Source organism: Citrobacter sp. RHBSTW-00017 (assembly GCF_013797615.1).
In the GTDB taxonomy this organism is placed as follows: Bacteria; Pseudomonadota; Gammaproteobacteria; order Enterobacterales; family Enterobacteriaceae; genus Citrobacter; species Citrobacter braakii.
Window position 1 is genome coordinate 4,556,156 of the sequence record NZ_CP056899.1, and the last position, 23,566, is coordinate 4,579,721.

Annotated in this window: 31 protein-coding genes, 2 rRNA genes and 4 pseudogenes; 27 read left to right on the top strand and 10 right to left on the bottom strand. The window is 52.5% G+C overall.

Going from position 1 to position 23,566, the window contains the following annotated elements:
- Positions 1-132 precede the first annotated feature (132 nt).
- A pseudogene (locus tag HV037_RS21960) lies at positions 133-519 on the top strand (transposase); the annotation flags it as partial.
- On the opposite strand, the pseudogene tssB reads toward HV037_RS21960, so the two are convergent.
- The 5 genes and pseudogenes from tssB to HV037_RS21985 form a co-directional block, all read right to left on the bottom strand.
- Positions 517-821: pseudogene (gene tssB, locus HV037_RS21965) on the bottom strand (type VI secretion system contractile sheath small subunit); the annotation flags it as partial. The pseudogenes HV037_RS21960 and tssB overlap by 3 nt on opposite strands.
- Before the next feature lie 734 nt (positions 822-1,555).
- Positions 1,556-2,161 (bottom strand): DUF2913 family protein, encoded by a 606-nt coding sequence (locus HV037_RS21970; RefSeq protein ID WP_023336638.1) that lies wholly within the window; start codon positions 2,159-2,161, stop codon positions 1,556-1,558.
- 76 nt (positions 2,162-2,237) lie between these two features.
- Positions 2,238-2,804, bottom strand: coding sequence for an inovirus-type Gp2 protein (locus HV037_RS21975; protein WP_009652434.1), 567 nt, complete (start codon positions 2,802-2,804; stop codon positions 2,238-2,240).
- A gap of 75 nt (positions 2,805-2,879) precedes the next feature.
- Positions 2,880-3,296, bottom strand: a complete 417-nt coding sequence (locus HV037_RS21980; protein ID WP_009652429.1) for a putative zinc ribbon protein — start codon at positions 3,294-3,296, stop codon at positions 2,880-2,882.
- Entirely contained in the window at positions 3,284-3,703 is a 420-nt protein-coding gene (locus HV037_RS21985) for a putative zinc ribbon protein (protein ID WP_016154451.1), read from the bottom strand. The genes HV037_RS21980 and HV037_RS21985 overlap by 13 nt, the downstream gene beginning before the upstream one ends.
- Positions 3,704-3,775: 72 nt before the next feature.
- Between HV037_RS21985 and HV037_RS21990 the strand changes: the two genes are divergently transcribed.
- Complete coding sequence (locus HV037_RS21990) at positions 3,776-3,955, top strand: hypothetical protein (protein WP_131334065.1); 180 nt, start codon at positions 3,776-3,778, stop codon at positions 3,953-3,955.
- Positions 3,956-3,992: 37 nt separating this feature from the next.
- Here HV037_RS21990 and HV037_RS21995 read toward each other — a convergent pair whose 3' ends face one another.
- The 3 genes from HV037_RS21995 to HV037_RS22005 form a co-directional block, all read right to left on the bottom strand.
- Complete coding sequence (locus HV037_RS21995; RefSeq protein WP_009652493.1) at positions 3,993-4,232, bottom strand: AlpA family transcriptional regulator; 240 nt, start codon at positions 4,230-4,232, stop codon at positions 3,993-3,995.
- 152 nt (positions 4,233-4,384) lie between these two features.
- On the bottom strand, positions 4,385-4,954 hold the full coding sequence (locus tag HV037_RS22000) for an inovirus Gp2 family protein (protein WP_016154452.1): 570 nt from the start codon (positions 4,952-4,954) through the stop codon (positions 4,385-4,387).
- Positions 4,955-5,125: 171 nt separating this feature from the next.
- Positions 5,126-5,494, bottom strand: coding sequence for a hypothetical protein (locus tag HV037_RS22005; RefSeq protein ID WP_009652475.1), 369 nt, complete (start codon positions 5,492-5,494; stop codon positions 5,126-5,128).
- Between the two features lie 1,606 nt (positions 5,495-7,100).
- On the opposite strand from HV037_RS22005, the gene HV037_RS22010 reads away from it, so the two are divergent.
- The 25 genes and pseudogenes from HV037_RS22010 to HV037_RS22125 all read left to right on the top strand — a co-directional run bounded on the left by HV037_RS22010 (position 7,101) and on the right by HV037_RS22125 (position 20,066).
- Entirely contained in the window at positions 7,101-8,069 is a 969-nt protein-coding gene (locus HV037_RS22010) for a hypothetical protein (RefSeq protein WP_032950089.1), read from the top strand.
- 349 nt (positions 8,070-8,418) lie between these two features.
- Complete coding sequence (locus HV037_RS22015; RefSeq protein ID WP_009652512.1) at positions 8,419-8,715, top strand: membrane protein; 297 nt, start codon at positions 8,419-8,421, stop codon at positions 8,713-8,715.
- 261 nt (positions 8,716-8,976) lie between these two features.
- Entirely contained in the window at positions 8,977-9,705 is a 729-nt protein-coding gene (locus HV037_RS22020; RefSeq protein ID WP_009652433.1) for a WYL domain-containing protein, read from the top strand.
- Positions 9,702-9,968, top strand: coding sequence for a hypothetical protein (locus HV037_RS22025; protein ID WP_032950091.1), 267 nt, complete (start codon positions 9,702-9,704; stop codon positions 9,966-9,968). The genes HV037_RS22020 and HV037_RS22025 overlap by 4 nt, the downstream gene beginning before the upstream one ends.
- 12 nt (positions 9,969-9,980) lie before the next feature.
- Positions 9,981-10,292, top strand: a complete 312-nt coding sequence (locus tag HV037_RS22030) for a hypothetical protein (RefSeq protein WP_009652410.1) — start codon at positions 9,981-9,983, stop codon at positions 10,290-10,292.
- 46 nt (positions 10,293-10,338) lie between these two features.
- A complete protein-coding gene (locus HV037_RS22035; protein WP_009652431.1) occupies positions 10,339-10,809 on the top strand; it encodes a hypothetical protein in 471 nt (156 codons plus the stop codon).
- A gap of 48 nt (positions 10,810-10,857) precedes the next feature.
- Positions 10,858-11,370, top strand: a complete 513-nt coding sequence (locus tag HV037_RS22040; RefSeq protein ID WP_032950094.1) for a DUF4234 domain-containing protein — start codon at positions 10,858-10,860, stop codon at positions 11,368-11,370.
- An 81-nt stretch (positions 11,371-11,451) separates the two neighbouring features.
- Complete coding sequence (locus HV037_RS22045; protein ID WP_032950095.1) at positions 11,452-11,673, top strand: hypothetical protein; 222 nt, start codon at positions 11,452-11,454, stop codon at positions 11,671-11,673.
- A gap of 55 nt (positions 11,674-11,728) precedes the next feature.
- Positions 11,729-11,962 (top strand): DUF905 domain-containing protein, encoded by a 234-nt coding sequence (locus HV037_RS22050; RefSeq protein WP_009652474.1) that lies wholly within the window; start codon positions 11,729-11,731, stop codon positions 11,960-11,962.
- 103 nt (positions 11,963-12,065) lie between these two features.
- Positions 12,066-12,884: a DUF932 domain-containing protein gene (locus tag HV037_RS22055; protein ID WP_009652424.1), complete on the top strand. Its 819-nt coding sequence runs from the start codon at positions 12,066-12,068 to the stop codon at positions 12,882-12,884.
- On the top strand, positions 12,884-13,138 hold the full coding sequence (locus tag HV037_RS22060) for a hypothetical protein (protein WP_009652519.1): 255 nt from the start codon (positions 12,884-12,886) through the stop codon (positions 13,136-13,138). Before HV037_RS22055 ends, HV037_RS22060 begins: the two co-directional genes overlap by 1 nt.
- 16 nt (positions 13,139-13,154) lie before the next feature.
- Positions 13,155-13,628 carry an antirestriction protein gene (locus HV037_RS22065; RefSeq protein ID WP_009652453.1) on the top strand — a complete coding sequence of 158 codons (474 nt, stop codon included), beginning with the start codon at positions 13,155-13,157 and terminating at the stop codon, positions 13,626-13,628.
- Between the two features lie 10 nt (positions 13,629-13,638).
- Positions 13,639-13,857 (top strand): hypothetical protein, encoded by a 219-nt coding sequence (locus tag HV037_RS22070; RefSeq protein ID WP_009652503.1) that lies wholly within the window; start codon positions 13,639-13,641, stop codon positions 13,855-13,857.
- 11 nt (positions 13,858-13,868) lie between these two features.
- On the top strand, positions 13,869-14,351 hold the full coding sequence (gene radC / locus HV037_RS22075) for a DNA repair protein RadC (RefSeq protein ID WP_016154455.1): 483 nt from the start codon (positions 13,869-13,871) through the stop codon (positions 14,349-14,351).
- A gap of 13 nt (positions 14,352-14,364) precedes the next feature.
- On the top strand, positions 14,365-14,586 hold the full coding sequence (locus tag HV037_RS22080; protein WP_009652392.1) for a DUF987 domain-containing protein: 222 nt from the start codon (positions 14,365-14,367) through the stop codon (positions 14,584-14,586).
- A gap of 23 nt (positions 14,587-14,609) precedes the next feature.
- Positions 14,610-14,969, top strand: coding sequence for a type IV toxin-antitoxin system YeeU family antitoxin (locus HV037_RS22085; RefSeq protein WP_009652436.1), 360 nt, complete (start codon positions 14,610-14,612; stop codon positions 14,967-14,969).
- 49 nt (positions 14,970-15,018) lie between these two features.
- Positions 15,019-15,396, top strand: a complete 378-nt coding sequence (locus HV037_RS22090; RefSeq protein ID WP_016154457.1) for a TA system toxin CbtA family protein — start codon at positions 15,019-15,021, stop codon at positions 15,394-15,396.
- The gene (locus HV037_RS22095; RefSeq protein ID WP_009652438.1) at positions 15,393-15,884 is read left to right on the top strand and encodes a DUF5983 family protein; all 492 of its coding nucleotides are present in this window, start codon (positions 15,393-15,395) and stop codon (positions 15,882-15,884) included. The genes HV037_RS22090 and HV037_RS22095 overlap by 4 nt, the downstream gene beginning before the upstream one ends.
- A gap of 29 nt (positions 15,885-15,913) precedes the next feature.
- Complete coding sequence (locus HV037_RS22100) at positions 15,914-16,117, top strand: DUF957 domain-containing protein (protein WP_009652505.1); 204 nt, start codon at positions 15,914-15,916, stop codon at positions 16,115-16,117.
- Positions 16,118-16,197: 80 nt separating this feature from the next.
- Positions 16,198-17,043, top strand: a pseudogene (locus HV037_RS22105) (DUF4942 domain-containing protein).
- Positions 17,044-17,054: 11 nt separating this feature from the next.
- Complete coding sequence (locus tag HV037_RS22110) at positions 17,055-17,291, top strand: hypothetical protein (RefSeq protein WP_016154458.1); 237 nt, start codon at positions 17,055-17,057, stop codon at positions 17,289-17,291.
- Positions 17,292-17,429: 138 nt separating this feature from the next.
- Positions 17,430-17,525, top strand: a pseudogene (locus HV037_RS24720) (GNAT family N-acetyltransferase); the annotation flags it as partial.
- 169 nt (positions 17,526-17,694) lie between these two features.
- On the top strand, positions 17,695-18,099 hold the full coding sequence (locus HV037_RS22115; RefSeq protein ID WP_009309932.1) for a transposase: 405 nt from the start codon (positions 17,695-17,697) through the stop codon (positions 18,097-18,099).
- Complete coding sequence (tnpB, locus tag HV037_RS22120; RefSeq protein ID WP_009309933.1) at positions 18,096-18,446, top strand: IS66 family insertion sequence element accessory protein TnpB; 351 nt, start codon at positions 18,096-18,098, stop codon at positions 18,444-18,446. The genes HV037_RS22115 and tnpB overlap by 4 nt, the downstream gene beginning before the upstream one ends.
- A 30-nt stretch (positions 18,447-18,476) precedes the next feature.
- On the top strand, positions 18,477-20,066 hold the full coding sequence (locus HV037_RS22125) for an IS66 family transposase (RefSeq protein ID WP_038423659.1): 1,590 nt from the start codon (positions 18,477-18,479) through the stop codon (positions 20,064-20,066).
- A gap of 290 nt (positions 20,067-20,356) precedes the next feature.
- Here HV037_RS22125 and rrf read toward each other — a convergent pair.
- Both rrf and HV037_RS22135 read right to left on the bottom strand, forming a co-directional pair.
- Positions 20,357-20,472 (bottom strand): 5S ribosomal RNA (gene rrf, locus HV037_RS22130).
- Positions 20,473-20,570: 98 nt separating this feature from the next.
- Positions 20,571-23,477: ribosomal RNA gene (locus tag HV037_RS22135) — 23S ribosomal RNA — on the bottom strand.
- Positions 23,478-23,566: the final 89 nt, after the last annotated feature.

Consider the following 23,566-nt stretch of genomic DNA (forward strand, 5'->3'; position numbering starts at 1 on the left):
TGACATTACGATGTGACGGGCCGGGTTAGCTGTATGGAGCCTGTACACAAGTTTGTGTAATTGCCTGATTTTGATATGTTCAATTCAACATCAAAAGCAGGTTACTTTATGGACGAAAAACAGTTGTAGGCTCTGGCTAACGAACTGACCAAAAATCTCAAAACCCCTGACGATCTCAACCAGTTCGATCGCCTGCTGAAAAAAATCAGCGTTGAGCGCCGCCTCAACGCCGAAATGCTCCATCACCTCGGCTACGGTAAACATCAGTCTAAACCGGGTGCCAACTCCCGCAACGGCTATTTCACAAAAACCGTTACCACCGGCGATGGCCCGCTGGAACTGCGTACGCCGTGCGATCGTGACGGCTCCTTCGAGCCCCAACTGGTGAAGAAAAACCAGACCCGGATCACCGGGATGGATAACCAAATCCTGTCACTGTACGCCAAAGGGATGACCACCCGTGAGATAGTGGCTGCGTTCAAAGAGTTGTATGACGCGGATGTCTCACCGACGCTGGTAGTCCTTCATGCTCCGGAAGGTCAGACTGATGTTGTCTTCACTGCCATCATCAGCAAGCGTGTTTTTAACGGTAAGATTGACTTTTGGGGAATATTCAGAAATGACAGAATCACAATTATTTTTATTCAAATCAACTTTTTTGCGCTCAGACAAGGGGCAGACTCCTGACCATTACTGAAGTCGCCCGCCACGAGCAATTTCAGGGGGAGCTCCGTTTTCTTGCTCGCACCACCGGTATGCAAATCAAGTTTTAAATTAATACGCGCTTTAGGGATTTCGGACTGAAAGGAAGAATTAGACATGGCTGTCCCTGTTCTATGGAGTGATAGAAACGGTCAATGCCAGTGAAAAATAAATAAGAAAAAATTACCCAGCCAGAACAACTTTCCGGTTCGCGTCATCCGACGTAAATAAAAATCCCGGAACCAAAAAAAGCGGGCGCATTCCATCCACCAGCATGTCGACACTGTATTTTCTGGGTATTTGTCTGAAATGAAAAATTTCGGATAAGGCCCAATGGCTGGAGTTTGGGAACGTTCCCTGCCAGATCGAAAATGAAAAAATGTAACAAAGATTTACATTCCTGGCTTTTAACAAAAAAATATCATCTTTCTGATTTATAAGAATTTTACACCATAACCCTTCAGGCCCCGCGGGATAAGGATGCACAGAAAATGATCAATTTGGCTTAGGGTGTATATTTGTACAAAATATCACCAGTCACGTGAAATATCTGATTTTGTACTTTTATCAGAAATTGAGAAGCTGGACGTGACTGAGCATGTGAAAAACTGGCGACAGTTTCAGGTTTCCATCATTTCTTATTATTCACGTAAACCGGGCTTATTTATTTTTTTCAGATTAAAGGAATTGCAACGCCCGGACTTTACGCATATCTCATACCTGTACCAGCGATATGAATATCTCAGCCGCCGGTGCATTAGCGCGACCAGGAACAACACCCGTTCGGTTTACAGAAAGACAGACGTGGACAGTGATGAGCTTTGCTGCGGGTTGAGAACGGTTGTTTTACTGCTCAAGGTTGTAACACGATCCGATTCGACTCCAGCATGACAGCCGACAGTGTATGAGCCGCAAAAACAGCCATACAGGCTGACAAGTCGCCATTCACAAGAAACTCAACCGGCGCAACGAGTTTCCCTCCATCCGAAAATCCGCAGGTCAGTGCCGACTTCCTTACCAGCAGTGCATTCGCATCGCTGTATTCCAGGACCAGAAGCGTTTCATTGTCCCAGTCCCTGTCACTCACCGCTGCATTGACCCAGCCCCGCGATTTAAGCTGTTCAATTGCGTACGTCAGCCGATACAAATCCGACTGCGCTGACACCGGTCCGGTGCACGAAGACCACAGATATTCCAGACGACTGAATAAGCTGGCGGCAAGGCCTTTGTTACGCCCCAGCGTCAGCAATCCCTCAATATCAGATGCGATTGCACGTGGAAACCGTTTTTGCTTATACGCCACCGTTAACCAGCGCAGTATAAATGCATGCGTGCTGAGTGGCGACAATGCCTGACCATCCTGCTGAGCGGTACGTAAGGCGACAAGGGCGCACCAGGCGAAATGCGCAAGTGCTGTGACGGTTTGTTCCGGGGGTAAGGTATCGTGAGCTTTTTTCATTCAGGGATTATATCGGCGCTGCAGACACCGGGGAAGACCTGGATAACTCCCCCATTAATTAGAGAAGCTATTACTTTCACGGACAAATCATCCCCGTTCTGGCCGTTGCTATTGGCTCTGACATGGCCTTAACATGCACGGTAAGCTGGTTAAAGGGTGTTGCGAAGACTCCCTGAGCGACGCGGTTAATAATGATCTGCGTCATACTCGTTACGCCGTCAGTGCAGGCGGTACCGGTCACCTTTTGCCATGCGTCGGCGATGATGGCGTTAAGCCCCGGAGGCGCACTGTCGGTCAGTTGCAGGTTTCGCCCTGTACCCAGCGTATCGAGATTGAGCAGCAGCACCATTTTGCACTCCGGTGCGCTGGCCGTCTCCCATATCCAGCGTAACAGCGTCGGGAGTGAACGATGTCGTGCCTGCTGACGCTGGCGCGAATATTCGCCGGTGCGCTGCCAGACTTCAGAGTGAAAACGCAGAATCAATGACCGGTATTCGCTCATGGCTTCACGATACGGTAGCGCCAGCGTAAAGCTGAATGCCGCCAGTCGCGGGTAATGGTCAACGGCCTGTTGCAGAAATGCACGCGTGCTGACGGCATCCGCGCTGACAGCATCAGACGCCCGTATGTAAGAATGATTCATAATGCAGACTCTCTTTAGGTTAAATCAGGGAGGACACCGCCTCTACGGCGGTATCTGGTTCATAAAGACGGGGAACTATCTGGTACTGCAGCAGTAGTTTCTCTGCCAGTGCGCTTCTTCGATGCTGTAGATACCAGTCAGACACCGGGGACAGTGCTTCACGCCCTGGTAATGGTCGCCGCACCACACGCAGTACCAGGAGAGCACCATTACCGTCGCTTCCAGCCCGTTGATGAGACTGCGCAGCTTTCGGTGCCGGGCTTCGGTTTTCACTTCCGGGTCAAGGTGGGCGCAGGCCATCAGCACATGCCGGGCCACGCTCTGCTGGTCATGTTCAAACCACGGCGGCTCCCCGTATGTCCCCGCATGGAGCACCAGTCGACAGCCGCAGGACGCGCAGCTCCATATCTGCCCCGGCGCACTCACGGCCTCCCCGGCTGTCGCGAAGTGGCCTTCGCGGTCATTGGCCAGATAACATTTCAGCATGCGCATGCCGTCACTTCCTCTATCCGGTTGGTATCAGCACGCACATCACTGTGCTCGCCCGTCCGGCAGGTGAGGCAGTAGCGCTCACCGTGGTAATCACTGCCGCAGCCGTGACAGTGCCAGTCTGCGTAGAAAACCAGGGGACGGGCTTCCGGTACATAAGACTGCAGTTGCCGGATATGGCGGGTCTCCCTCACCCCGGGCTTTACATACGGGCAGTGCTGTCGACCGTTCTCCGAAAGCTTTGCTGCATGATGTTCAAACCACGGACGTTCGGTGTCGTATTCAGGATGGTACTGCAGGGCACTGGCACACAGATGGCAGCTGTAGCGGTCATACGGCGCGGTCTGCGCGGTTATGGCTCCCGTGAGACGGCCGTTGCCGTCCAGAGCCATAAACGATTTTGCATACATAGTGGTACTCTCCTTACCGCCAGACGACACGCAGGCGTCAGCCGTCCCGGTACGGGCAGCGTGGCAGGGTGAATGGCGGTTCAGTTATGCGTTAGCGGGTCGGTACGGTTGGTGGTCGGCACCGGAATACAGAAAGGTTACGGTTGCGCAGGTGCGTCGGTGGGTCTGAAACAAACGGGACAGGGTCTGGCGCCACAGTACTGTCGCCGGCAACGGGGACACGTCCAGCGAACCGGGATGGCCTGTGGCTGAGTGCGGCGTCGTTTTTCCATTCAGATATCCTCCCTGCTCAGACGCCACGGGAATCAGCAATACGCTGCTGCATCCAGGCTTCCACCTCGCTTCTGCGCCAGCGGGAGCTGCGCCCCAGCTTGATGGGTTTCGGAAACAACCCGTCGCCAATCAGTTTGTAAAACCATTTGTCGGTCATCCCGGTAAACGTGGTGATAAAGGTCATGTCGATAAGCGGGTCCTGAGCTGAAAGCAGTGTGTCAGGGCTGGCATTAATATTCGTATTCAACGTGGTCATGGTATTTTTCTCCCTCTGAGGATATGGCTATCGGGAGACGTCCGGTGGTGGTTGAATCATGGGGTTACCGGTTCGCCTCAGAGGATAGGGGAACGTTGTAAAAAATTACCCGGCCCGCACAATCAGGCCTGATGAATCGAGATATGTCTGGCTCAGCCACGGCTGCAACCGAAGTTACGCTCACCGTCACCGGTGATTTTGGTCTCCAGCTTGGCTAAATAGGCCGCCTGCGACAGGGCCTGTTGCAGTTGAGCACCATCGCCACGTGTCAACCATGAGACTGGACTCGCCGGGAAACGAGCCAGAACGGCATGCGCCTGTGCATCCACCTTCAGGGCGCTGCACCACGCTTGTTTAATCATACCTGCAAGCGAATCCGGGTCTTTGTAATCTCCCGGTCCGCACCACGTATCGCGGTTCAGCAACAGCACCGCGTGGTAATGCTTCTTCCCTTTGATTTCACCAAACTCCCGCGCCCAGATAAAACGCAGCGTGGTCGGCCAGACGCGTTTGCCCTCGCGACGTTGACGCGTCTGAAGGGCATCAATCCGGGCTTTCAGGGAATCGGTGAAGCGGGAGATAACAGCAGCATCGGTGGCCGCTGGCGTATCCGGCAGACGGAGGTCAACACGCAGGGCCAGTAAGCGGGTGTAAGCGTTAAGAGCGCAACTGAAGGTATCAGCGATGCGTTGCTGCCAGTAAGGGTCGTATGTGTAACTCATTAAAATGGACTCCGGTGGGTTATCGTTCATAACCATTACCGGTGCTGTTAAAAAAAACTTATTGCCTTCAGCGAGTCCGCCAGTCGATCCCTCAGAGACGGCTGGCTTCAGTAAAATATCGTGGCTGGCAGAATGATTGCGTAAAGGGTAATCGCCTCTCAGAAATCGGTTCTAATGCCGGGTGACCCGAAGGCTGCGAAAAAACAGTCTTCCCGTTAGACGATGGCGGGTACGCTTGACATAAGCGGCGTCAACGAGTTCATCGGGTGGCAAATCACGGGTGATATTACAAATCGTCGCCAGTGCTGTATCGGAGAGTTTAAAACTCCGTGACAAGGCGTAGTAATCCCCGGTTTTTTGGTTACTGATGTTATCGAATAACGCTCTGAAGAAATCCGTCTGTGAAGGTCTGCGGGCGTTGATAATTGCCTCTGTCGCTTCATCCCTGAATGTTACCTCCACCTCTTCCATCCCCAGTGAGCGAATGATCCCGGCAATGTCAGGCCAGTAGCGAAGATCGAAACTGTTAAGTCGCTGCAATTCTGGCTTACAGAAGCAGCTGAAGATTGCGATGCCCTTGTATTGACCTGGACCCAAAATAGGTTGTGGTTACCCTGAAAAGCAAATATTACCCCAGAGGGATGTATATACCCGGGGCAAGAGCCCCTGTACCAGTCCCTCATTGCTGTCATGATATTATTACCCCGTTCAATAAGCCCGATAAATAATCGTTATCGGGACTACTGCTAAAACGCCCTGTAACGCATCAGGAGCGCCATATTCATACTAACCACAGATTTCCACTATCGTGTTATTCAATGCGCTTATGCAGGCTCACAGGAAGCTATGGCGGTATAAGACACTACAGCGCTCAATTACTTATTAAATAGCTTGCGGTGATTACCAGGATAATCACCCTATTCCACGTCACCTCAATCGGGTTATTCTGTTTACGATACAATCATGACTATTATCACCAACACGGATAATGCCCCGTTTACAGTCGTTACCAATGGCCTTGTTTACACATATCAAAAAACTTTCAGGGATAACGGGTCACCGTAGTATCTGTAACTGACAGGTATTGTAAGCGTCAATATCAGGCAGACAGAGCAATACCGACAGGCTTACTACAGGTTAGTTCACTGACTGAGCATTTAACGCTCATCACTAATACGCAGACCAGTAATAAACCATTGATACTCACCTGCTGATTTTCAGGCATGACCATTCACCCAAAACGTTACTGTTAACCAGTAACCACCCTGTCGTTATGATTATTAGATTACTGATGTTAATCATCTTCACTTTTATCCTGACGAGGACTAGTCAATGGTAATATCGACTCAATTCAATTCTGTTTTCTTAATGATAGATTTTTAATGAGTGCTAAACATTCAGGTTGTGACTACATTGAATGGTGTATTTCTTACCTGATGGCAATGATTGCTCAATGGATACCATCCAATAGTACTATCCCCTTAGTGAATACCTTCAGATAATAATACCTCCCAGGCATAACCCACTTACTGATAACACATCATCGATTACTGTTACAAATGATAAGACCCCTTCTTTAATATATTAATACCAATCCAACACGCCAGGCATAACAATAGCTATGAAGATAACCACGCCATACAGCACTTACCTACAACAAACGCCTGCATCAGTTACTCTGGAATTATCTTTTTTCAATAACATGAAAATAGACACCACGTCATATCAAATAACCTCAATCAAATTAACCCCGTATCATCACTGCCCGCAGAAGCCCTCAATCCTGATTATGAGCAACAAAATGGAAATACCTCATGGCAGCCCGACCTGATACCAGAAATGCCCCCTGAAGCGAACCAGGCACCATGATGGGGATGAAAACGAAAGCATGCAGGAGAACAAGATAACCTATTGAGACGATACTCATCCAGTAAACAGAGAAGCATCTGAGAGATAAACAAAGAAAATGACAACTTTAAAACCATGGTAAAACCTTGTCAAAACCAGTATAAATCAACAATAAAACCTCACGATGACTACCAGATGTGTTTTTAAGTGACGATAAAACCATCATCGTGATACTGTGTAGCTACAACAATCACCACCATAACCACTACTATGTAGTTTACGATTACAGGTATCCACAATGGTTGTACATTACGACAATGGCAGACAACATCTTATAAAAACCCGTGACCTGAGAGTCTGTGCTTTTTATGCCGGGTGGCTGGGTATTAATAAAATAATTAACACCCGTGACATTCCTCACCAGGATGCAGAAAGTTGTCGACAGGCACTCAACAAACTGATTAATCAGTTCATACCGAATGCAGAACAGCGGGCAAGACTTTTTTCTGATATGGAAACAGCCCGTGATGAAAACATCCTTCCGCTGGAAAGTTTTGACTGGCTAGAACAGGATGAACGGGCAACATTCTGGTTATGGGCGTATATTTGCAAGGCCGGAGACTACGAACTTGGTATTGACAAACCAGCAAATGCAGAGTTCGGAAAGAACTGGTATCAGCGAATGAATCTGAGTGTATCTCCGACAAGCCACCAGGAAAGAATTAATATTATCATCTCTTTTTTCGACAACATTATTATTCCGACCCCACCGGTAAATCATCTCAAGCGCCAGGTCATGGACAGGCTGAAAGACCAGTGGAAAAATATTTACAGCAAACCAGCTCCGCTGAAATGGTTACCTAATGAAGAAGACGCGGTACTGTGGGCATGGAACAGCCTCAAATCGCTTCAGGAAGAAAGAAATGCGCCCACTATCGGGCTCTCATTAAATATTTCAACGCCAGGAATGAGTACCTGGTTTACCCCCCTGAGTCATTCTGAACGCAATTTAGCCCTGCGCACGGCGATCGACTTATGGGACGATGCACCGGATACAAAGCGTTTATTCCTTCTGAACCTGAATAAAGCCTGGAACCAGCAAAAATTACGTCAGTCCCGTACCGATAAAAAAGCACTCAATACGTACCTGAAGAACGAAACAAAAACTCGACTGGACTTTATGGCAGAACGTAGCGGAGTTCGCATCAGTGATATGCTGGAAATGCTGATTAATGACCATTACCGAAAAACCTGTGGTGGTGAGTGAGGGCTTTGCGCTAAAAACAAGGTGAGCGGAGGCAGTAATACAGACCAGAAATGACATTCAAAATAATTTCAGACCTATATTACCGGTGTGAGAACGGCAGCAGAAGTGCTGCCGTTTTGTTATTTCACTCACGGAGGTTAATGTGTCCAGTAAGAACAAACGGGGTCCCGATACCCTGTTACCGTCGTTATTCCTTCTCCCGGGTCAACTGTCCCACAAAATACCCGTGCGTATGCTTCTCGCGCTAAGTCACAGCTATGCTTTCTGTTCCGGTACCCAGGTCTCTCTGATACACGGTCCGCCAGCTCATGAAGGCGGCTATTTATTGCCAGTAATAAGGGAGAAAGAAATGCATTGTCCGAATTGCGGTTCGCAAAACATACGACTGCGCCATGTGGGTAAAAAGACGGGTGGGGTCATTGGCGCAACAGCCGGAGGCATTGCCGGGCTTGAAGGAGCCTCCACCGGTGCGCTGATAGGTTCAGTCATTCCGGTTGTCGGTACGATAGCCGGAGGCCTCATTGGTTTTCTGTCCGGCGCCTGTGCTGGTGCGGTGGCAGGCTCTCTGGCCGGAGAACAACTGGACGGTACCGTCTTTGATGAATACGGCTGCACGCAGTGCGAGCATATCTTCAGTGCACCGTAACGTTAATAAGGGTCAGCCCATCCTGCACAAAGCCTGAGCCGCTGACCGTACTCGCTACGGCACGACTGATGACAGGGCGTGTCAGCATGCTGTCGTCATTTCAGCTACCTGGCACTAACCCTTTGTTAATTCTCCTGTTTACTGAAAGATGAATTTTACTTTTTCTTTTCCGCCATTACGGGGGATGGACATAACGTGTCCCTCCCCGCCCGCATAATAACCGCATGAAATATCAACCTATTTATCGCACACGGAGCGTCCATGCAACGACCCGATGAAGAGGCCCGCTACGACCGGCTGGCCGTCAGATTGTCGGTCATTATCAGCCGGTTAATGGCCGGAGAAACGCTGACCCTTCAGACACTGTCCGGTGAGTTTGGTGTATCGATACGCACCCTGCGTCGTGACTTACATCAACGGCTGGTCCACCTCGACATTATCGGGGAGAACGGCACGTATCGGCTCAGTGAGAGCGCCACGCGTGATCACTCTCCGGGGGCCGTTTCCTTTGCCCGCAGTACCGGTATCGCACGCATTATCCCGTCGCAGAACCGGCAACTGATGCACCTGCTGATGAATGAAACGGGCACCTCACCCTGCTTTATCTGGCACGACTTACCGCCAGCATGGACACAGGCTGACAGTTTTCATCGTCTGGCCGAAGCCATTTGTCATCACCGGGTGGTCAGTCTGCTGGTCGGCGGTGTCCGTCACGATGAGCAGGAGCCTTACCGCCTGATTTACCGGCATCAGCACTGGTATCTGGTCGTCTGTTGCCGGGGGAGCCTTCGGGTGTTCCGGCTGGAAGACATTATCTCGGCCTCACTCTCAGAGCAAACCTTCCGTCGCCGGAGCGAAATCAGTTCGCTCATTACTGAAGAGGGATTTATCAGCGCACTGCCCCACTTTCGCTTTATCAGTGATGTCATTCACACCTTCAGGGAACAACACCCTGAACATCCATCCAGACCCAAAGGAGTCAAATCGTGAAACCTGTCGCAGGCCCTCTGCTGCTCTTCACCCTGATGTTGTCTGCCGTAACCCTGAGCGGCTGTGGCGACAAAAATGAACGCGAGTTTATCCGGGGATGCAAATCAGGCGGCGGTACTACCGCCGTCTGCGGATGTATCCGGGATGACCTCAAAACGAAATATACGCACGGGGAGCTGGAGAAAATGAACCAGCAATACGGTTATGTCCCCCCGCGCTTCATGGACAACATGCTGAGCGCTGCTCAGCAGTGCAGAAAATAAGGAAATCTGAACATGGCGCTTGTCATTAAATATTTCGCGATTGCCTTCGCCATCGCGCTTGTGGTCGTGCTGTTTAACGTGTTCGGGAGTACCGGCGAGATACGCAGTTTTGGTCAGGGAATGGAATATCTGTTCTGGATGACGCTTGGGCCCGGAGCCGGTATGACGGTCGGTGCTGCTCTTCGACAATGGCTGATGCCGGATGCGGTATACACCCGCGAAGGAATGACCGGATTACTCAAGGCCCGTCTGTTCTGGCTTGTGGGCCCACAGTATATCGGCTGGCTGGCCGGACTTATCGTCGTGGGTAAACAACTCATGTAACACGGCTGCCCCCCAACAACATTTTTGACTGAGAAGGAAAAATACCATGCGATTCATGCACGCCATCCTGTCAGCAGGATTACTGACCTTTGCCATCACGGCACAGGCGGTCCCCAATATGTGGAGCAGTGGCTTCGGTATGGGCGTCACCGAGTACATCATCACCAGCCCGGAAAACGTGATGATGAACCTGAACTGCACCGGCAACCCTGACGACCAGAATATCCTGCAGCATCACGTCATGCTCACCCTGCCTGACGGCAGCGGTGCCGATTCACAGGATGAGAAAACCGCCATCACCGTCGTCACGGATGACCAGACGTTCCCCCTGCCGTCCTCTCTGGGCTGGCGTAACGGCGACAACGCCTGGCTGTCGTTCATTGATGCCATCAGAAAAGCAACGTCGTTTGAGATTTACGTCAACGACAAACAGGTGGGGCACTTTACCCCTTCGGCTGGAAACGTTCACAAGGTTCTGGCTGATATGCCCGAATGCACGACACTGACCGCCGGGTAACCCGGCGCATCCCCGGTTTACAGCAAAATCAATCAAGGACAATACGATATGACCGACATTTCGACACTCAGCCAGCGACTGACGACGCCAACCCTGCATTTTGTTCTACTCACCGTCGCCACCTGCGGCATCTGGCCGTTACTGTGGCTGTACCGAAAACAGCAGATTATCAGCGACACCACCGGATATCCGGTTTGCGGCAATCTGTTTATCATCTGGCTCGCCGTCTGTTTTGGGCTCGGACGACAGTTCGGCGTGATGGCCTCACCGGACCTGGCGGGCTACGACACGGGCAGCGATACACTGTTGGCCTTAAGCGGCATTCTGTCGCTCACCTGCGGCGTGATGTACATCGTCTGGGCCTTTAAGGCCAGAGCAGCACTGCGACACTATGCGCTGAACACCTTCCGGTTTGACCTGAAGATGAATGCGTTTTATACCGTGGTGCTCAACGTCTTCTACATTACATACTGCATCAACGATATGCCGCAGGCACTGGCGAAGCACCGCATTATTCATGGTCAGGCCCCTGTGCCGCCGGAGTCTCCGTCACCGCAGTAACGCAGCTCTCCTCTTATTATCCGGCCGGGGCATTCCTTGTGCCCCAGATTCATCCGGATCCCCCCTCTGAGATTTGACCCAATGACATTCCTGAAAATCGTGCTCAACACCCTGCGTCAGGTGCTGACGTGGTGCGCCAGCAGCCGGGCGCAGCAGTTTGTGGAAGACCACTTCCGCGAAGAAGGCTATGACGAAGACAGTATTTACATCGCCAGACAGGCGGCAACCCTGCTCGCAGGTGCCTTAATCACAGCGCTCATGGAACAGATACTGCAGCTTATTGCCACACACTTAACCCACTGATGCCCTGCTCACTGAGCGGGGCATTTTGTTTTATGCCATTCATCAGGAACTGAATATGCAAGTCACTGACGATACGTCGTTACCGCCAGGGCAATTCACCCGCCGACAGGCTGAAGCCGTGGTCACGCTTTACCACAACGTCACTATAGAAGATGACCAGGGTACGCACTTTCGGCTGGTTATTCGCGACAGCGAGGGGACGTTAATCTGGCGGGCCTGGAATTTTGAAGCCAGTGCCGGGGAATGGCTTAACCGCTATCTGCTCAGCCACGGGATCCCCAAACACTGACACACCACAGCTTAACCCAATAGCGACCACACAAAAAAGCCATGCTCCCACAGGAGCATGGCTTTTTTGTTTATGCCGTTAAATCAACAATAAGGAATTTACCATGAGACTAGCCAGCCGCTTTGGACGGACAAACCAGATCCGTCGCGATCGTCCGTTAACCCGCGAAGAACTGATGCAGGTCGTTCCCAGCGTATTCAGTGCAGATCGCCACGGTTCCAGGAGCGAAAAATACGCTTACATACCCACCATTACTCTGCTCGAAAATCTTCAACGCGAAGGCTTTGAACCCTTCTTCGCCTGCCAGTCACGCGTACGCGACCCTGACCGCCGGGAGCACACCAAACATCTGCTGCGCCTGCGTCGTACCGGTCAGATAACCGGCCAGCAGGTTCCCGAAATCATTTTGCTTAACTCGCACGATGGTAGCAGCTCATACCAGATGCTGCCGGGGCTGTTCAGAGCCATCTGCACCAACGGGCTCGTCTGCGGACAGTCGTTCGGTGAAATTCGTGTACCGCATCGTGGCGATGTGGCCGGGAAAGTGATTGAGGGGGCTTATGAAGTGCTCGGTGTCTTTGATCGGGTGGAAGAAAAGCGCGAGGCCATGCAGTCACTTCGACTACCAGCACCCGCGCAACATGCCCTGGCGAACGCCGCACTGACATACCGCTTTGGTGAAGAATATCAGCCGGTGACCGCAGCGCAGATACTGACACCGCGACGGTATGAGGACCATCAGGACGACCTGTGGACCGTTTATAACCGCATTCAGGAATCGTTGCTGAAAGGCGGGCTGAGCGGACGCACCGCGCAGGGTAAACGTACCCACACTCGTGCGGTTAACGGTATCGACGGGGATATCAAACTCAACCGCGCGCTCTGGGTGATGGCCGAAGAACTGCAGCAGGCACTGAGCTGATGCAGCACATTCCTGCAAATACCCGTCTGACGGCTGTCTGGCCCGTTTCCCTGCAAAACCAGTCCGGCTGCCGTTCCATCTCCGACGATGACCTCTGCGCCTGGTGCAGACATCTTTGCTACCGTCCCGGCGAGCTCAGCCTGTGCCGACTGTCTGTGTCTGACAGCATCTGGCCCTCACGGTGCGATGAAGATGGCTATGCGCAGTCCTGCCCGTCACTCCTGCTGAACCAGCATCCCCAACCCGATAAATAAACAAGGAAAAACTAACATGACCGACATTATTAACCTTCACGATACCCTTCCGTTACCGCCACAACCTGCCGGTTCTGCGCCAGCGCTGACTGCCACCCTCGTACAGGACGAGCAGCGCATCGGCTTTTGGCCGCAGTACTTCGGCAGCATACCGCAGTGGATAATCCTTGAGCCGACGGTCTTCGCGTGGATGGACCGTTTCTGCGCCGACTACAACGGCGGTATCTGGAATTTTTATACGCTCAGCAACGGTGGTGCGTTTATGGCCCCGGAAGCGGAGAACAATGAACCGTGGTCGCTGTTCAACACTATGAACGGCAACGGCGGTGAACTCAGTGCCGACGCTGCGGGGATTGCCGTCTGTCTGATGACTTACAGCCACCATGCCATGCGCACCGAATGCGATGCCATGACGGAGCACTACTACCGCCTGCGGGATTACGCGCTCAGTCACCCGGAATGCAGCGCCATCATGCACATCATCGACTGAGCATCCCGCCATGTCGTATGAACTGTCTCACCTGAATACCCTGTGGGATGCGCTGGGGAAAATAACGGTCAGGGATGAGGACGGAGACGTTGTGACCGACGAACTCTTCCTGCATTTTCTGACGGGCACCTCTCTCTTCCCTATCTGGTCATGGTTTGAATCCCAGCACGACGAGTTCGTCGTTGCCGTGAAACTGTACAACACATCAATCCCGGACGGGTCAACATAAAGGAAAAGCCAATGAATATAACCCCTTGCCCCCCCGACAGCGGGGGAATATCTCCCGCCGCACAGCGCACTATCCGACGTGCGCTGACCCTGCTGGAACGCCAGTTACGCGAGCCCGGCGCCTCCTTTACCTCCACCACCGCCGTTCGTGACTGGCTGCGTCTGCAACTCGCCTCACTGGAGCGTGAAGTATTCACTGTACTCTTCCTCGATAACCAGCATCGTCTGATAGCCCACGAAACGCTCTTCACCGGCACCATCAATCATACGCAGGTCCATCCCCGCGAGGTGGTTAAGGCCGGTCTGAAGCATAACTGTGCCGCTGTCATTGTGGCGCATTGCCACCCGTCAGGCCTTGCCGAACCCAGCAATGCAGATCGTCAGGTCACTACGCGTATTCAGCAGGCGCTGGAGCTGGTTGATATCCGACTGCTTGATCACCTGGTGGTGGGCGGCATGGAGATCGTCTCGTTTGCTGAGAGAGGGTGGCTTTAAGGAGAGAATAACGATGAAAATCATCAGCAAACGCCAGGCGATGGCGATATACCGCCAGCATCCGCAGTCCCGGTTGTTTCGCTTCTGTGCCGGCAAATACACATGGTCCGGCAGCATCTGCCACTACGCAGGTCGGGAAGTGCAGGATATCAGCGGCGTGCTCGCCGTCTTCGCAGAACACCGTCAGGACCGCAACGGCCCGTACGTCGTATTACGCAGCGTTACGCTGAATTAATTCACGTTTAAGGAAGGCTAAAATTGTCGAATACAATACCGCCTGTAAACCACGATATCGCCGCCCCTTGGTGGGGGCTTAAACGCGATATCACCCCCTGTTTTGGCGCACGTCTGGTGCAGGAGGGCAACCGGCTGCATTACCTGAACGACCGCGCCAGCATCACCGGCACCTTCAGCGACGCGGATTTACGCCATCTCGACCAGGCATTCCCGCTACTGCTGAAGCAACTGGAGCTGATGCTGCTTTCCGGTGAGCTGAATCCCCGTCATCAGCACTGCGTCACGCTGTATGCAAAAGGGCTGATATGCGAGGCCGACAGCCTCGGCTCGCACGGGTACGTCTATCTCGCAATTTACCCGACACCTGCAACAACAGAATAAACCTCCCGGCAGTTTTCCTTCGTTTAACTCACCAGTAAAGGTTTCCATTATGCAAACACAACCTGTTCCTCCGAAACGGGAGGTTTCGCCACGCCCGTCACCCGTGGCGATCTGGCAGCGCCTCCTGAGTCACCTGCTGGACCGTCACTACGGTCTGACGCTCAACGACACGCCATTTGGCAAAGATGGTGTGATCCAAGAGCATATCGATGCCGGTATCTCACTGTGCGACGCGGTGAATTTCATCGTGGAGAAATACGACCTGGTACGCACTGATCGTCGCGGTTTTAACGCGGAAACTCAGTCGCCGCTTCTCACCAGTATCGATATTCTCCGCGCCCGCAAAGCCACCGGGCTGATGACCCGTCATAGCTACAGGGCCGTTACCGACATCACCACCGGCAAATACCGTGAGGTGCAACCATGAAGCTGTCCCTGACGGTGGAAGCCGATGCCATCAACGTACTGGCCCTCAACATGGGCCGGATCGTCGTAGACATTGACGGTATTGAACTGACCGACCTGATCAATGTGGTGAACCAGAACGGTTATTCGCTTCTCGTTGCTGACGAACCGGGGAAATTGATTGTTGAAGATCCAATTCCGCCCGTTGCCCGCCTGAACGGCATTCAGTGCAGCACTGCACATATCACGGCGGAAGACAATGCTCTGCTGTTTACCCTTTCACACCAGCATGAAGACTTTGGCGAGTCTGAATGGATTAGTTATACCGGCTCGGGTTATCTGCTCCACCTGGGCGCGTGGTCGTTTCCGGTCTTACGCCTCAAACGCCTCGGTCTGTCAAAAGCCTGCCGTCGGTTATTAGTGACGCTTATGCGTCGCTACGCCGCTGGCATTGTTCATCTGGATGCCTTTGGCGAAGTGCTACCAAGTTTTACAACCTTTGACTGGTAACCCCACCTCAATCACCACAAGGTTTTTACATGCCGGAATTAACCACCGAAGTGGCTCTCAACATTCTGATTGGCTGGCTGCAGGACAACATCAGTTGCAACACCGGCATTATTTTCGACAACGACGAAGACAAGACGGATTCAGCAGTGCTGTTGCCCTGGATTGAGCAGGCGCGAAACGATGTTCGTAATCTCCGCCATCTTCAGCTTCTGCAACAGACCAGAACCTGTTAGCCACCGAACCATACTCACCACACACCTATAAGCCCCAGCCCTTACCGGCTGGCGCTTTGCTTTATATAAAGGAAATTAAAATGTCAGATCTTACCCTCACCGAACCTGAAGTGTTAACCGGCCATACCGATGTGATTTGTTCTACCAGTATTGAGCGCATCATCACCGGACGTAATTTCGCGATTGCACAGATTGAAACGCTGATACAACAACTTGACGATATCTCGACGCTGACCCGCAGCATCGGCGGTGGTAAAGCGAATGAATAGGGAATGCGGCAATACAGCTACGACTGCTGGCTGATGGAGGATACTGATACGGCCATGAAAGCCATTACTCGCAATATCGATCGTGGTATATGGCGGGATCTGATGCAACGCTCGGGAATGCTGGCGCTCATGGACGCACAGGTCCGCGACGAGTGGTACAACAGCCTGGAGAAAGACGATATTCCGGCTATCAGTGAAGAGAATATTCTCAACACATTCGAACAACTGCATCTGAATAAAGGTGAGGTGTTTGAACGAGGTGTGATTAACGTGTTTAAAGGTCTGAGCTGGAATTTTAAGACAAACAGCCCCTGTAGGTTTGGCGGGAAAATCATCGTGACGGGGCTTGTCAAATATGACCGGTGGGGATTTGGTCTGAACTGGGGCTGGCAGCGTGACCGGTTAACGGACCTTGAGCGCATGCTGATGCTGCTGGATGGGAAGGCCATCCCCGACAATCGCGCCGACGTCACGCGCCGGTTAAGCGACCATATCCATGAGAACAGGCATAGCACCCGTTATGAGGATGAGATGTCTGTGATTAAGTATTTTCAGAAGGGAACTGTCCATATCACGTTCAGGCGATCGGAGCTGGTCGATAAGCTGAACGACATTATCGCGAAACACTATCCAGGGGCGTTGCCCACTAAACAGTAAGGAACCAAATTATGGTATCATTTTCAAACATGGATGGTGCTCACTGCGATTCCGTAGTAGATCACTATACCTTGCCATCAAATAGTATTCAGATGGATGTAAAAGTTCCTGTTCAACCATCAAATTTTGACCCTTTGCAGAAGGGGGCCTTAATGGGGGCCTCAACGTTTATGGAACAAGATAAAAACCATTCTAATCAATGCAATTACAAAACAAAATCCATTCCGAGTCCGGGCACCACTATTTAAAGAACCCGCCCTAGAGGCGGGTTTTTGCTTTTATAGTTTCTGATACTTTCCAACCGATCATCTCTCAATATCTTTACTGCTCTACCCCCACAAAATCCATACGTAAGATTAGTCGTGCCTGTTAACAAGCTGACATCTGGGTTCTATAAGAAGATGGGGTTTAACGTGATGGGATGTACAGAAGTGGACGATCTCGAGCGACAGTACCTGTTACTCAATCCCGTGCACGGATAGCAGGCAATGTGCTGCCGGGAGAGCCTGGTGTGCTGCGCTTCTCAGGCCTGAACACCGGTTACAACATGATGGGCTGGATAAAATGTAAGCGTCTAGCCACTGCCGCCTGTGAATCTGGTTACGGGATCGTTAGCTTAGAGCTCCATCTAATTTAGAAGGAGCTCTAATCATGGAAAATACTGCCAACTGGCGAACTGAATCCCGCACAGTCTATTCTAATGACTTTAAACTTCGCATCGTTGAGCTGGCGTCTCAACCGGATGCCAATGTTGCTAAGATCGCCCGCGAAAATGGAGTTGCTCACAACCTCATTTTTAAGTGGCTGCGCATGTGGCAAAACGAGGGGCGGGTATCACGTCGCCTGCCTGCGACCATCACCCCACCTTCAGAGCTGTCACTGTTACCTGTCGAGATCGTATCTGAACCACCAACATCAGATAACGGTTCCGGGCAGTGTCCGCTGAATGCTTCCTCCTGCAGCGTGGAGTTCCGCCACGGTAAAATAAGCCTCGAAAACCCCTCGCCGGAGTTGCTGGGCGTGCTGCTCCGCGAGCTGACCGGGAGAAGCCAATGATATCCCTCCCGTCAGGTACCCGTATCTGGCTGGTTGCTGGCGTCACGGATATGCGTAAATCGTTCAATGGTCTGGGCGAGCTGGTACAGCATGCCCTTGATGAAAACCCGTTCTCCGGCCACCTGTTTATCTTCCGTGGCCGCAGAGGTGACACCGTAAAGATACTCTGGGCCGATGCTGACGGCCTGTGCCTGTTGACCAAACGGCTGGAAGAAGGCCAGTTCATCTGGCCTGCTGTACGCGATGGTAAAATCGCCATTACCCGCTCACAACTCGCCATGCTCCTCGATAAGCTGGACTGGCGTCAGCCAAAAACAGCTCGTCTTAACTCACTGACAATGTTGTAAAAAGAGCATGACCGCATTATAAATGGGGTCATGAGTCAGGACTATCTCGCCCGTATCGCCGCGCTGGAAGACGCGCTTCGCCAGAAAGACAGTCAGCTTAGTCTCGTTGCTGAGACTGAGTCGTTCCTGCGTTCAGCGCTGGCGCGCGCTGAAGAGAAAATAGAGAACGAAGAGCGCGAAATAGAGCATCTGCGGGCGCAGATAGAAAAACTACGGCGGATGCTGTTCGGTACCCGTTCTGAAAAGCTGCGCCGGCAGGTTGAAGAAGCCGAAGCCCTGCTGAAACAGCAGGAGCAGCAAAGCGATCGTTACAACGGCCGGGATAACGATCAGCAGGTTCCGCGTCAGCTTCGCCAGTCGCGCCATCGTCGTCCTCTGCCTGACCATCTTCCACGCGAAATAAACAGGCTGGAGCCCGAAACCTGTTGTCCGGACTGCGGCAGCGATATGGCATACCTCAGCGAAGTCAGCGCAGAGCAGCTGGAGCTGGTCTCCAGCGCCCTGAAAGTGCTCCGCACGGTCAGGGTGAAAAAGGCCTGCACCCGATGCGACTGCATCGTTGAAGCGTCGGCACCATCACGCCCCATCGATCGGGGTATCGCCGGGCCGGGTCTGCTGGCCCGCGTGTTAACGGCCAAATACTGCGAGCACCTGCCGCTCTATCGCCAGTGCGAAATCTTTGCCCGCCAGGGCGTGGATCTGAGCCGGGCTCTGCTCTCCAACTGGGTGGATGCGTGTTGCCGGTTGATGGCACCGTTGGATGAAGCCCTTTATCGTTACGTGATGGACTGCCGCAAACTGCATACGGACGATACCCCGGTGCCGGTACTGGCACCGGGGAGGAAGAAGACGAAAACCGGGCGCATCTGGACGTATGTGCGTGATGACCGAAGCGCTGGATCGTCAGACCCGCCAGCGGCGTGGTTCGCCTTCTCCCCTGACCGACAGGGGAAACATCCTCAGCAGCATCTTCGCCATTATCATGGCGTACTGCAGGCCGATGCCTTCGCAGGGTACGACAGGTTGTTCAGCGCAGAGCGTAACGGTGGCCCGCTAACAGAAGCTGCATGCTGGGCCCACGCGCGTCGAAAAATCCACGACGTCTATATAAGTACTCAGACGGCCACCGCCGGGGAAGCCCTGAAACGTATCGGTGAGCTGTACGCGGTAGAAGAGGAAATACGCGGCCTCCCTGCAACTGAGCGGCTGGCAACCAGGCAATCCCGGAGTAAGCCGCTGCTGATATCCCTGCATGACTGGTTGGTGGAGAAAAGCGCCACGCTGTCGAAAAAATCCCGGCTGGGCGAGGCGTTCGCTTATGCCCTGAACCAGTGGGATGCGCTGTGCTACTACTGTGATGATGGTCTGGCAGAGCCTGATAACAACGCTGCCGAACGAGCCCTTCGTGCTGTCTGCCTTGGGAAAAAGAATTTTATCTTCTTCGGCAGCGACCACGGCGGTGAGCGAGGAGCCCTGCTGTATGGTCTGATCGGGACGTGCAGGCTCAATGGCATCGATCCGGAAACCTACCTCCGCCATATCCTGAGCGTACTGCCGGAATGGCCCAGCAATAAAGTGGCTGAACTACTGCCATGGAACGTAGAGCTCACCAATAAATAATCGTCAATACGGCGCTCACTTAACGCTTACGATAAAATGGTACGCTGCATCCGGCAGTTCTCACTCCCTGCAGACGCAAAAAAAGCCCATCCGGCAGGATGGGCTTCTTCACTTGTTTGATGCCTGGCAGTTTATGGCGGGCGTCCTGCCCGCCACCCTCCGGGCCGTTGCTGCGCAACGTTCAAATCCGCTCCCGGCGGATTTGTCCTCCTCAGGAGAGCACTCACCGACAGACCACAGATAAAACAAAAGGCCCGGTCTTTCGACCGGGCCTTTCGCTTTTATTTGATGCCTGGCAGTTCCCTACTCTCGCATGGGGAGACCCCACACTACCATCGGCGCTACGGCGTTTCACTTCTGAGTTCGGCATGGGGTCAGGTGGGACCACCGCGCTACAGCCGCCAGGCAAATTCTGTTTATCAACACACCTCTCGGGTCTGTCGATGTCATCTGTAATCAAGCTGAATTTCGATGTCTCATCCGCCAAAACATCTTCGGCGTTGTAAGGTTAAGCCTCACGGTTCATTAGTATCGGTTAGCTCAACGTATCGCTACGCTTACACACCCGACCTATCAACGTCGTCGTCTTCAACGTTCCTTCAGGACCCTTAAAGGGTCAGGGAGAACTCATCTCGGGGCAAGTTTCGTGCTTAGATGCTTTCAGCACTTATCTCTTCCGCATTTAGCTACCGGGCAATGCCATTGGCATGACAACCCGAACACCAGTGATGCGTCCACTCCGGTCCTCTCGTACTAGGAGCAGCCCCCCTCAATTCTCCAGCGCCCACGGCAGATAGGGACCGAACTGTCTCACGACGTTCTAAACCCAGCTCGCGTACCACTTTAAATGGCGAACAGCCATACCCTTGGGACCTACTTCAGCCCCAGGATGTGATGAGCCGACATCGAGGTGCCAAACACCGCCGTCGATATGAACTCTTGGGCGGTATCAGCCTGTTATCCCCGGAGTACCTTTTATCCGTTGAGCGATGGCCCTTCCATTCAGAACCACCGGATCACTAAGACCTGCTTTCGCACCTGCTCGAGCCGTCACTCTCGCAGTCAAGCTAGCTTATGCCTTTGCACTAACCTCCTGATGTCCGACCAGGATTAGCTAACCTTCGTGCTCCTCCGTTACTCTTTAGGAGGAGACCGCCCCAGTCAAACTACCCACCAGACACTGTCCGCAACCCGGATCACGGGTCTACGTTAGAACACCAGCCATTAAAGGGTGGTATTTCAAGGTTGGCTCCATGCAGACTGGCGTCCACACTTCAAAGCCTCCCACCTATCCTACACATCAAGGACCAGTGTTCAGTGTCAAGCTATAGTAAAGGTTCACGGGGTCTTTCCGTCTTGCCGCGGGTACACTGCATCTTCACAGCGAGTTCAATTTCACTGAGTCTCGGGTGGAGACAGCCTGGCCATCATTACGCCATTCGTGCAGGTCGGAACTTACCCGACAAGGAATTTCGCTACCTTAGGACCGTTATAGTTACGGCCGCCGTTTACCGGGGCTTCGATCAAGAGCTTCTCCTTACGGATAACCCCATCAATTAACCTTCCGGCACCGGGCAGGCGTCACACCGTATACGTCCACTTTCGTGTTTGCACAGTGCTGTGTTTTTAATAAACAGTTGCAGCCAGCTGGTATCTTCGACTGATTTCAGCTCCATGAGTAAATCACTTCACCTACATATCAGCGTGCCTTCTCCCGAAGTTACGGCACCATTTTGCCTAGTTCCTTCACCCGAGTTCTCTCAAGCGCCTTGGTATTCTCTACCTGACCACCTGTGTCGGTTTGGGGTACGATTTTGTGTTACCTGATGCTTAGAGGCTTTTCCTGGAAGCAGGGCATTTGTTACTTCAGCACCGTAGTGCCTCGTCATCACACCTCAGCGTTAACAAGACTCCGGATTTACCTGGAATCTCCGCCTACATGCTTAAACCGGGACAACCGTCGCCCGGCTAACATAGCCTTCTCCGTCCCCCCTTCGCAGTAACACCAAGTACAGGAATATTAACCTGTTTCCCATCGACTACGCCTTTCGGCCTCGCCTTAGGGGTCGACTCACCCTGCCCCGATTAACGTTGGACAGGAACCCTTGGTCTTCCGGCGTGCGGGTTTTTCACCCGCATTATCGTTACTTATGTCAGCATTCGCACTTCTGATACCTCCAGCATGCCTCACAGCACACCTTCAACGGCTTACAGAACGCTCCCCTACCCAACAACACATAGTGTCGCTGCCGCAGCTTCGGTGCATGGTTTAGCCCCGTTACATCTTCCGCGCAGGCCGACTCGACCAGTGAGCTATTACGCTTTCTTTAAATGATGGCTGCTTCTAAGCCAACATCCTGGCTGTCTGTGCCTTCCCACATCGTTTCCCACTTAACCATGACTTTGGGACCTTAGCTGGCGGTCTGGGTTGTTTCCCTCTTCACGACGGACGTTAGCACCCGCCGTGTGTCTCCCGTGATAACATTCTTCGGTATTCGCAGTTTGCATCGGGTTGGTAAGTCGGGATGACCCCCTAGCCGAAACAGTGCTCTACCCCCGAAGATGAGTTCACGAGGCGCTACCTAAATAGCTTTCGGGGAGAACCAGCTATCTCCCGGTTTGATTGGCCTTTCACCCCCAGCCACAAGTCATCCGCTAATTTTTCAACATTAGTCGGTTCGGTCCTCCAGTTAGTGTTACCCAACCTTCAACCTGCCCATGGCTAGATCACCGGGTTTCGGGTCTATACCCTGCAACTTAACGCCCAGTTAAGACTCGGTTTCCCTTCGGCTCCCCTATTCGGTTAACCTTGCTACAGAATATAAGTCGCTGACCCATTATACAAAAGGTACGCAGTCACCCCATAAAGAGGCTCCCACTGCTTGTACGTACACGGTTTCAGGTTCTTTTTCACTCCCCTCGCCGGGGTTCTTTTCGCCTTTCCCTCACGGTACTGGTTCACTATCGGTCAGTCAGGAGTATTTAGCCTTGGAGGATGGTCCCCCCATATTCAGACAGGATACCACGTGTCCCGCCCTACTCTTCGAGTTCACAACACATGCACTTTTGTGTACGGGGCTGTCACCCTGTATCGCCGGACTTTCCAGACCGTTCCACTACCACACATGCTGATTCAGACTCTGGGCTGCTCCCCGTTCGCTCGCCGCTACTGGGGGAATCTCGGTTGATTTCTTTTCCTCGGGGTACTTAGATGTTTCAGTTCCCCCGGTTCGCTTCATTACGCTATGTATTCACGTAATGATAGTGTGACGAATCACACTGGGTTTCCCCATTCGGAAATCGCCGGTTATAACGGTTCATATCACCTTACCGACGCTTATCGCAGATTAGCACGTCCTTCATCGCCTCTGACTGCCAGGGCATCCACCGTGTACGCTTAGTCGCTTAACCTCACAACCCGAAGATGTTTCGTAAAACACTTCAGTGTTGCGAAAATTTGAGAGACTCGAACACACCGCTTTTCATTTCTTGTTTACGGA

What these genes read in the sequence shown, in the direction of transcription:
- HV037_RS22015 (WP_009652512.1), top strand. Translation starts at nt 8,419, where the DNA reads ATGCATTGTCCGAATTGCGGTTCGCAAAACATACGACTGCGCCATGTG.
- HV037_RS22095 (WP_009652438.1), top strand. Translation starts at nt 15,393, where the DNA reads ATGAAGCTGTCCCTGACGGTGGAAGCCGATGCCATCAACGTACTGGCC.
- HV037_RS22055 (WP_009652424.1), top strand. Translation starts at nt 12,066, where the DNA reads ATGAGACTAGCCAGCCGCTTTGGACGGACAAACCAGATCCGTCGCGAT.
- HV037_RS21995 (WP_009652493.1), bottom strand. Translation starts at nt 4,232, where the DNA reads ATGACCACGTTGAATACGAATATTAATGCCAGCCCTGACACACTGCTT.
- HV037_RS22070 (WP_009652503.1), top strand. Translation starts at nt 13,639, where the DNA reads ATGTCGTATGAACTGTCTCACCTGAATACCCTGTGGGATGCGCTGGGG.
- HV037_RS22045 (WP_032950095.1), top strand. Translation starts at nt 11,452, where the DNA reads ATGACATTCCTGAAAATCGTGCTCAACACCCTGCGTCAGGTGCTGACG.
- HV037_RS22125 (WP_038423659.1), top strand. Translation starts at nt 18,477, where the DNA reads ATGAGTCAGGACTATCTCGCCCGTATCGCCGCGCTGGAAGACGCGCTT.
- HV037_RS22060 (WP_009652519.1), top strand. Translation starts at nt 12,884, where the DNA reads ATGCAGCACATTCCTGCAAATACCCGTCTGACGGCTGTCTGGCCCGTT.
- HV037_RS22115 (WP_009309932.1), top strand. Translation starts at nt 17,695, where the DNA reads ATGGAAAATACTGCCAACTGGCGAACTGAATCCCGCACAGTCTATTCT.
- HV037_RS22020 (WP_009652433.1), top strand. Translation starts at nt 8,977, where the DNA reads ATGCAACGACCCGATGAAGAGGCCCGCTACGACCGGCTGGCCGTCAGA.
- HV037_RS22100 (WP_009652505.1), top strand. Translation starts at nt 15,914, where the DNA reads ATGCCGGAATTAACCACCGAAGTGGCTCTCAACATTCTGATTGGCTGG.
- HV037_RS22000 (WP_016154452.1), bottom strand. Translation starts at nt 4,954, where the DNA reads ATGAGTTACACATACGACCCTTACTGGCAGCAACGCATCGCTGATACC.
- HV037_RS22050 (WP_009652474.1), top strand. Translation starts at nt 11,729, where the DNA reads ATGCAAGTCACTGACGATACGTCGTTACCGCCAGGGCAATTCACCCGC.
- HV037_RS21990 (WP_131334065.1), top strand. Translation starts at nt 3,776, where the DNA reads ATGGCGGTTCAGTTATGCGTTAGCGGGTCGGTACGGTTGGTGGTCGGC.
- tnpB (WP_009309933.1), top strand. Translation starts at nt 18,096, where the DNA reads ATGATATCCCTCCCGTCAGGTACCCGTATCTGGCTGGTTGCTGGCGTC.
- HV037_RS22080 (WP_009652392.1), top strand. Translation starts at nt 14,365, where the DNA reads ATGAAAATCATCAGCAAACGCCAGGCGATGGCGATATACCGCCAGCAT.
- HV037_RS22035 (WP_009652431.1), top strand. Translation starts at nt 10,339, where the DNA reads ATGCGATTCATGCACGCCATCCTGTCAGCAGGATTACTGACCTTTGCC.
- HV037_RS21970 (WP_023336638.1), bottom strand. Translation starts at nt 2,161, where the DNA reads ATGAAAAAAGCTCACGATACCTTACCCCCGGAACAAACCGTCACAGCA.
- HV037_RS22065 (WP_009652453.1), top strand. Translation starts at nt 13,155, where the DNA reads ATGACCGACATTATTAACCTTCACGATACCCTTCCGTTACCGCCACAA.
- HV037_RS22040 (WP_032950094.1), top strand. Translation starts at nt 10,858, where the DNA reads ATGACCGACATTTCGACACTCAGCCAGCGACTGACGACGCCAACCCTG.
- HV037_RS21985 (WP_016154451.1), bottom strand. Translation starts at nt 3,703, where the DNA reads ATGTATGCAAAATCGTTTATGGCTCTGGACGGCAACGGCCGTCTCACG.
- HV037_RS21975 (WP_009652434.1), bottom strand. Translation starts at nt 2,804, where the DNA reads ATGAATCATTCTTACATACGGGCGTCTGATGCTGTCAGCGCGGATGCC.
- radC (WP_016154455.1), top strand. Translation starts at nt 13,869, where the DNA reads ATGAATATAACCCCTTGCCCCCCCGACAGCGGGGGAATATCTCCCGCC.
- HV037_RS21980 (WP_009652429.1), bottom strand. Translation starts at nt 3,296, where the DNA reads ATGCGCATGCTGAAATGTTATCTGGCCAATGACCGCGAAGGCCACTTC.
- HV037_RS22030 (WP_009652410.1), top strand. Translation starts at nt 9,981, where the DNA reads ATGGCGCTTGTCATTAAATATTTCGCGATTGCCTTCGCCATCGCGCTT.
- HV037_RS22010 (WP_032950089.1), top strand. Translation starts at nt 7,101, where the DNA reads ATGGTTGTACATTACGACAATGGCAGACAACATCTTATAAAAACCCGT.
- HV037_RS22110 (WP_016154458.1), top strand. Translation starts at nt 17,055, where the DNA reads ATGGTATCATTTTCAAACATGGATGGTGCTCACTGCGATTCCGTAGTA.
- HV037_RS22090 (WP_016154457.1), top strand. Translation starts at nt 15,019, where the DNA reads ATGCAAACACAACCTGTTCCTCCGAAACGGGAGGTTTCGCCACGCCCG.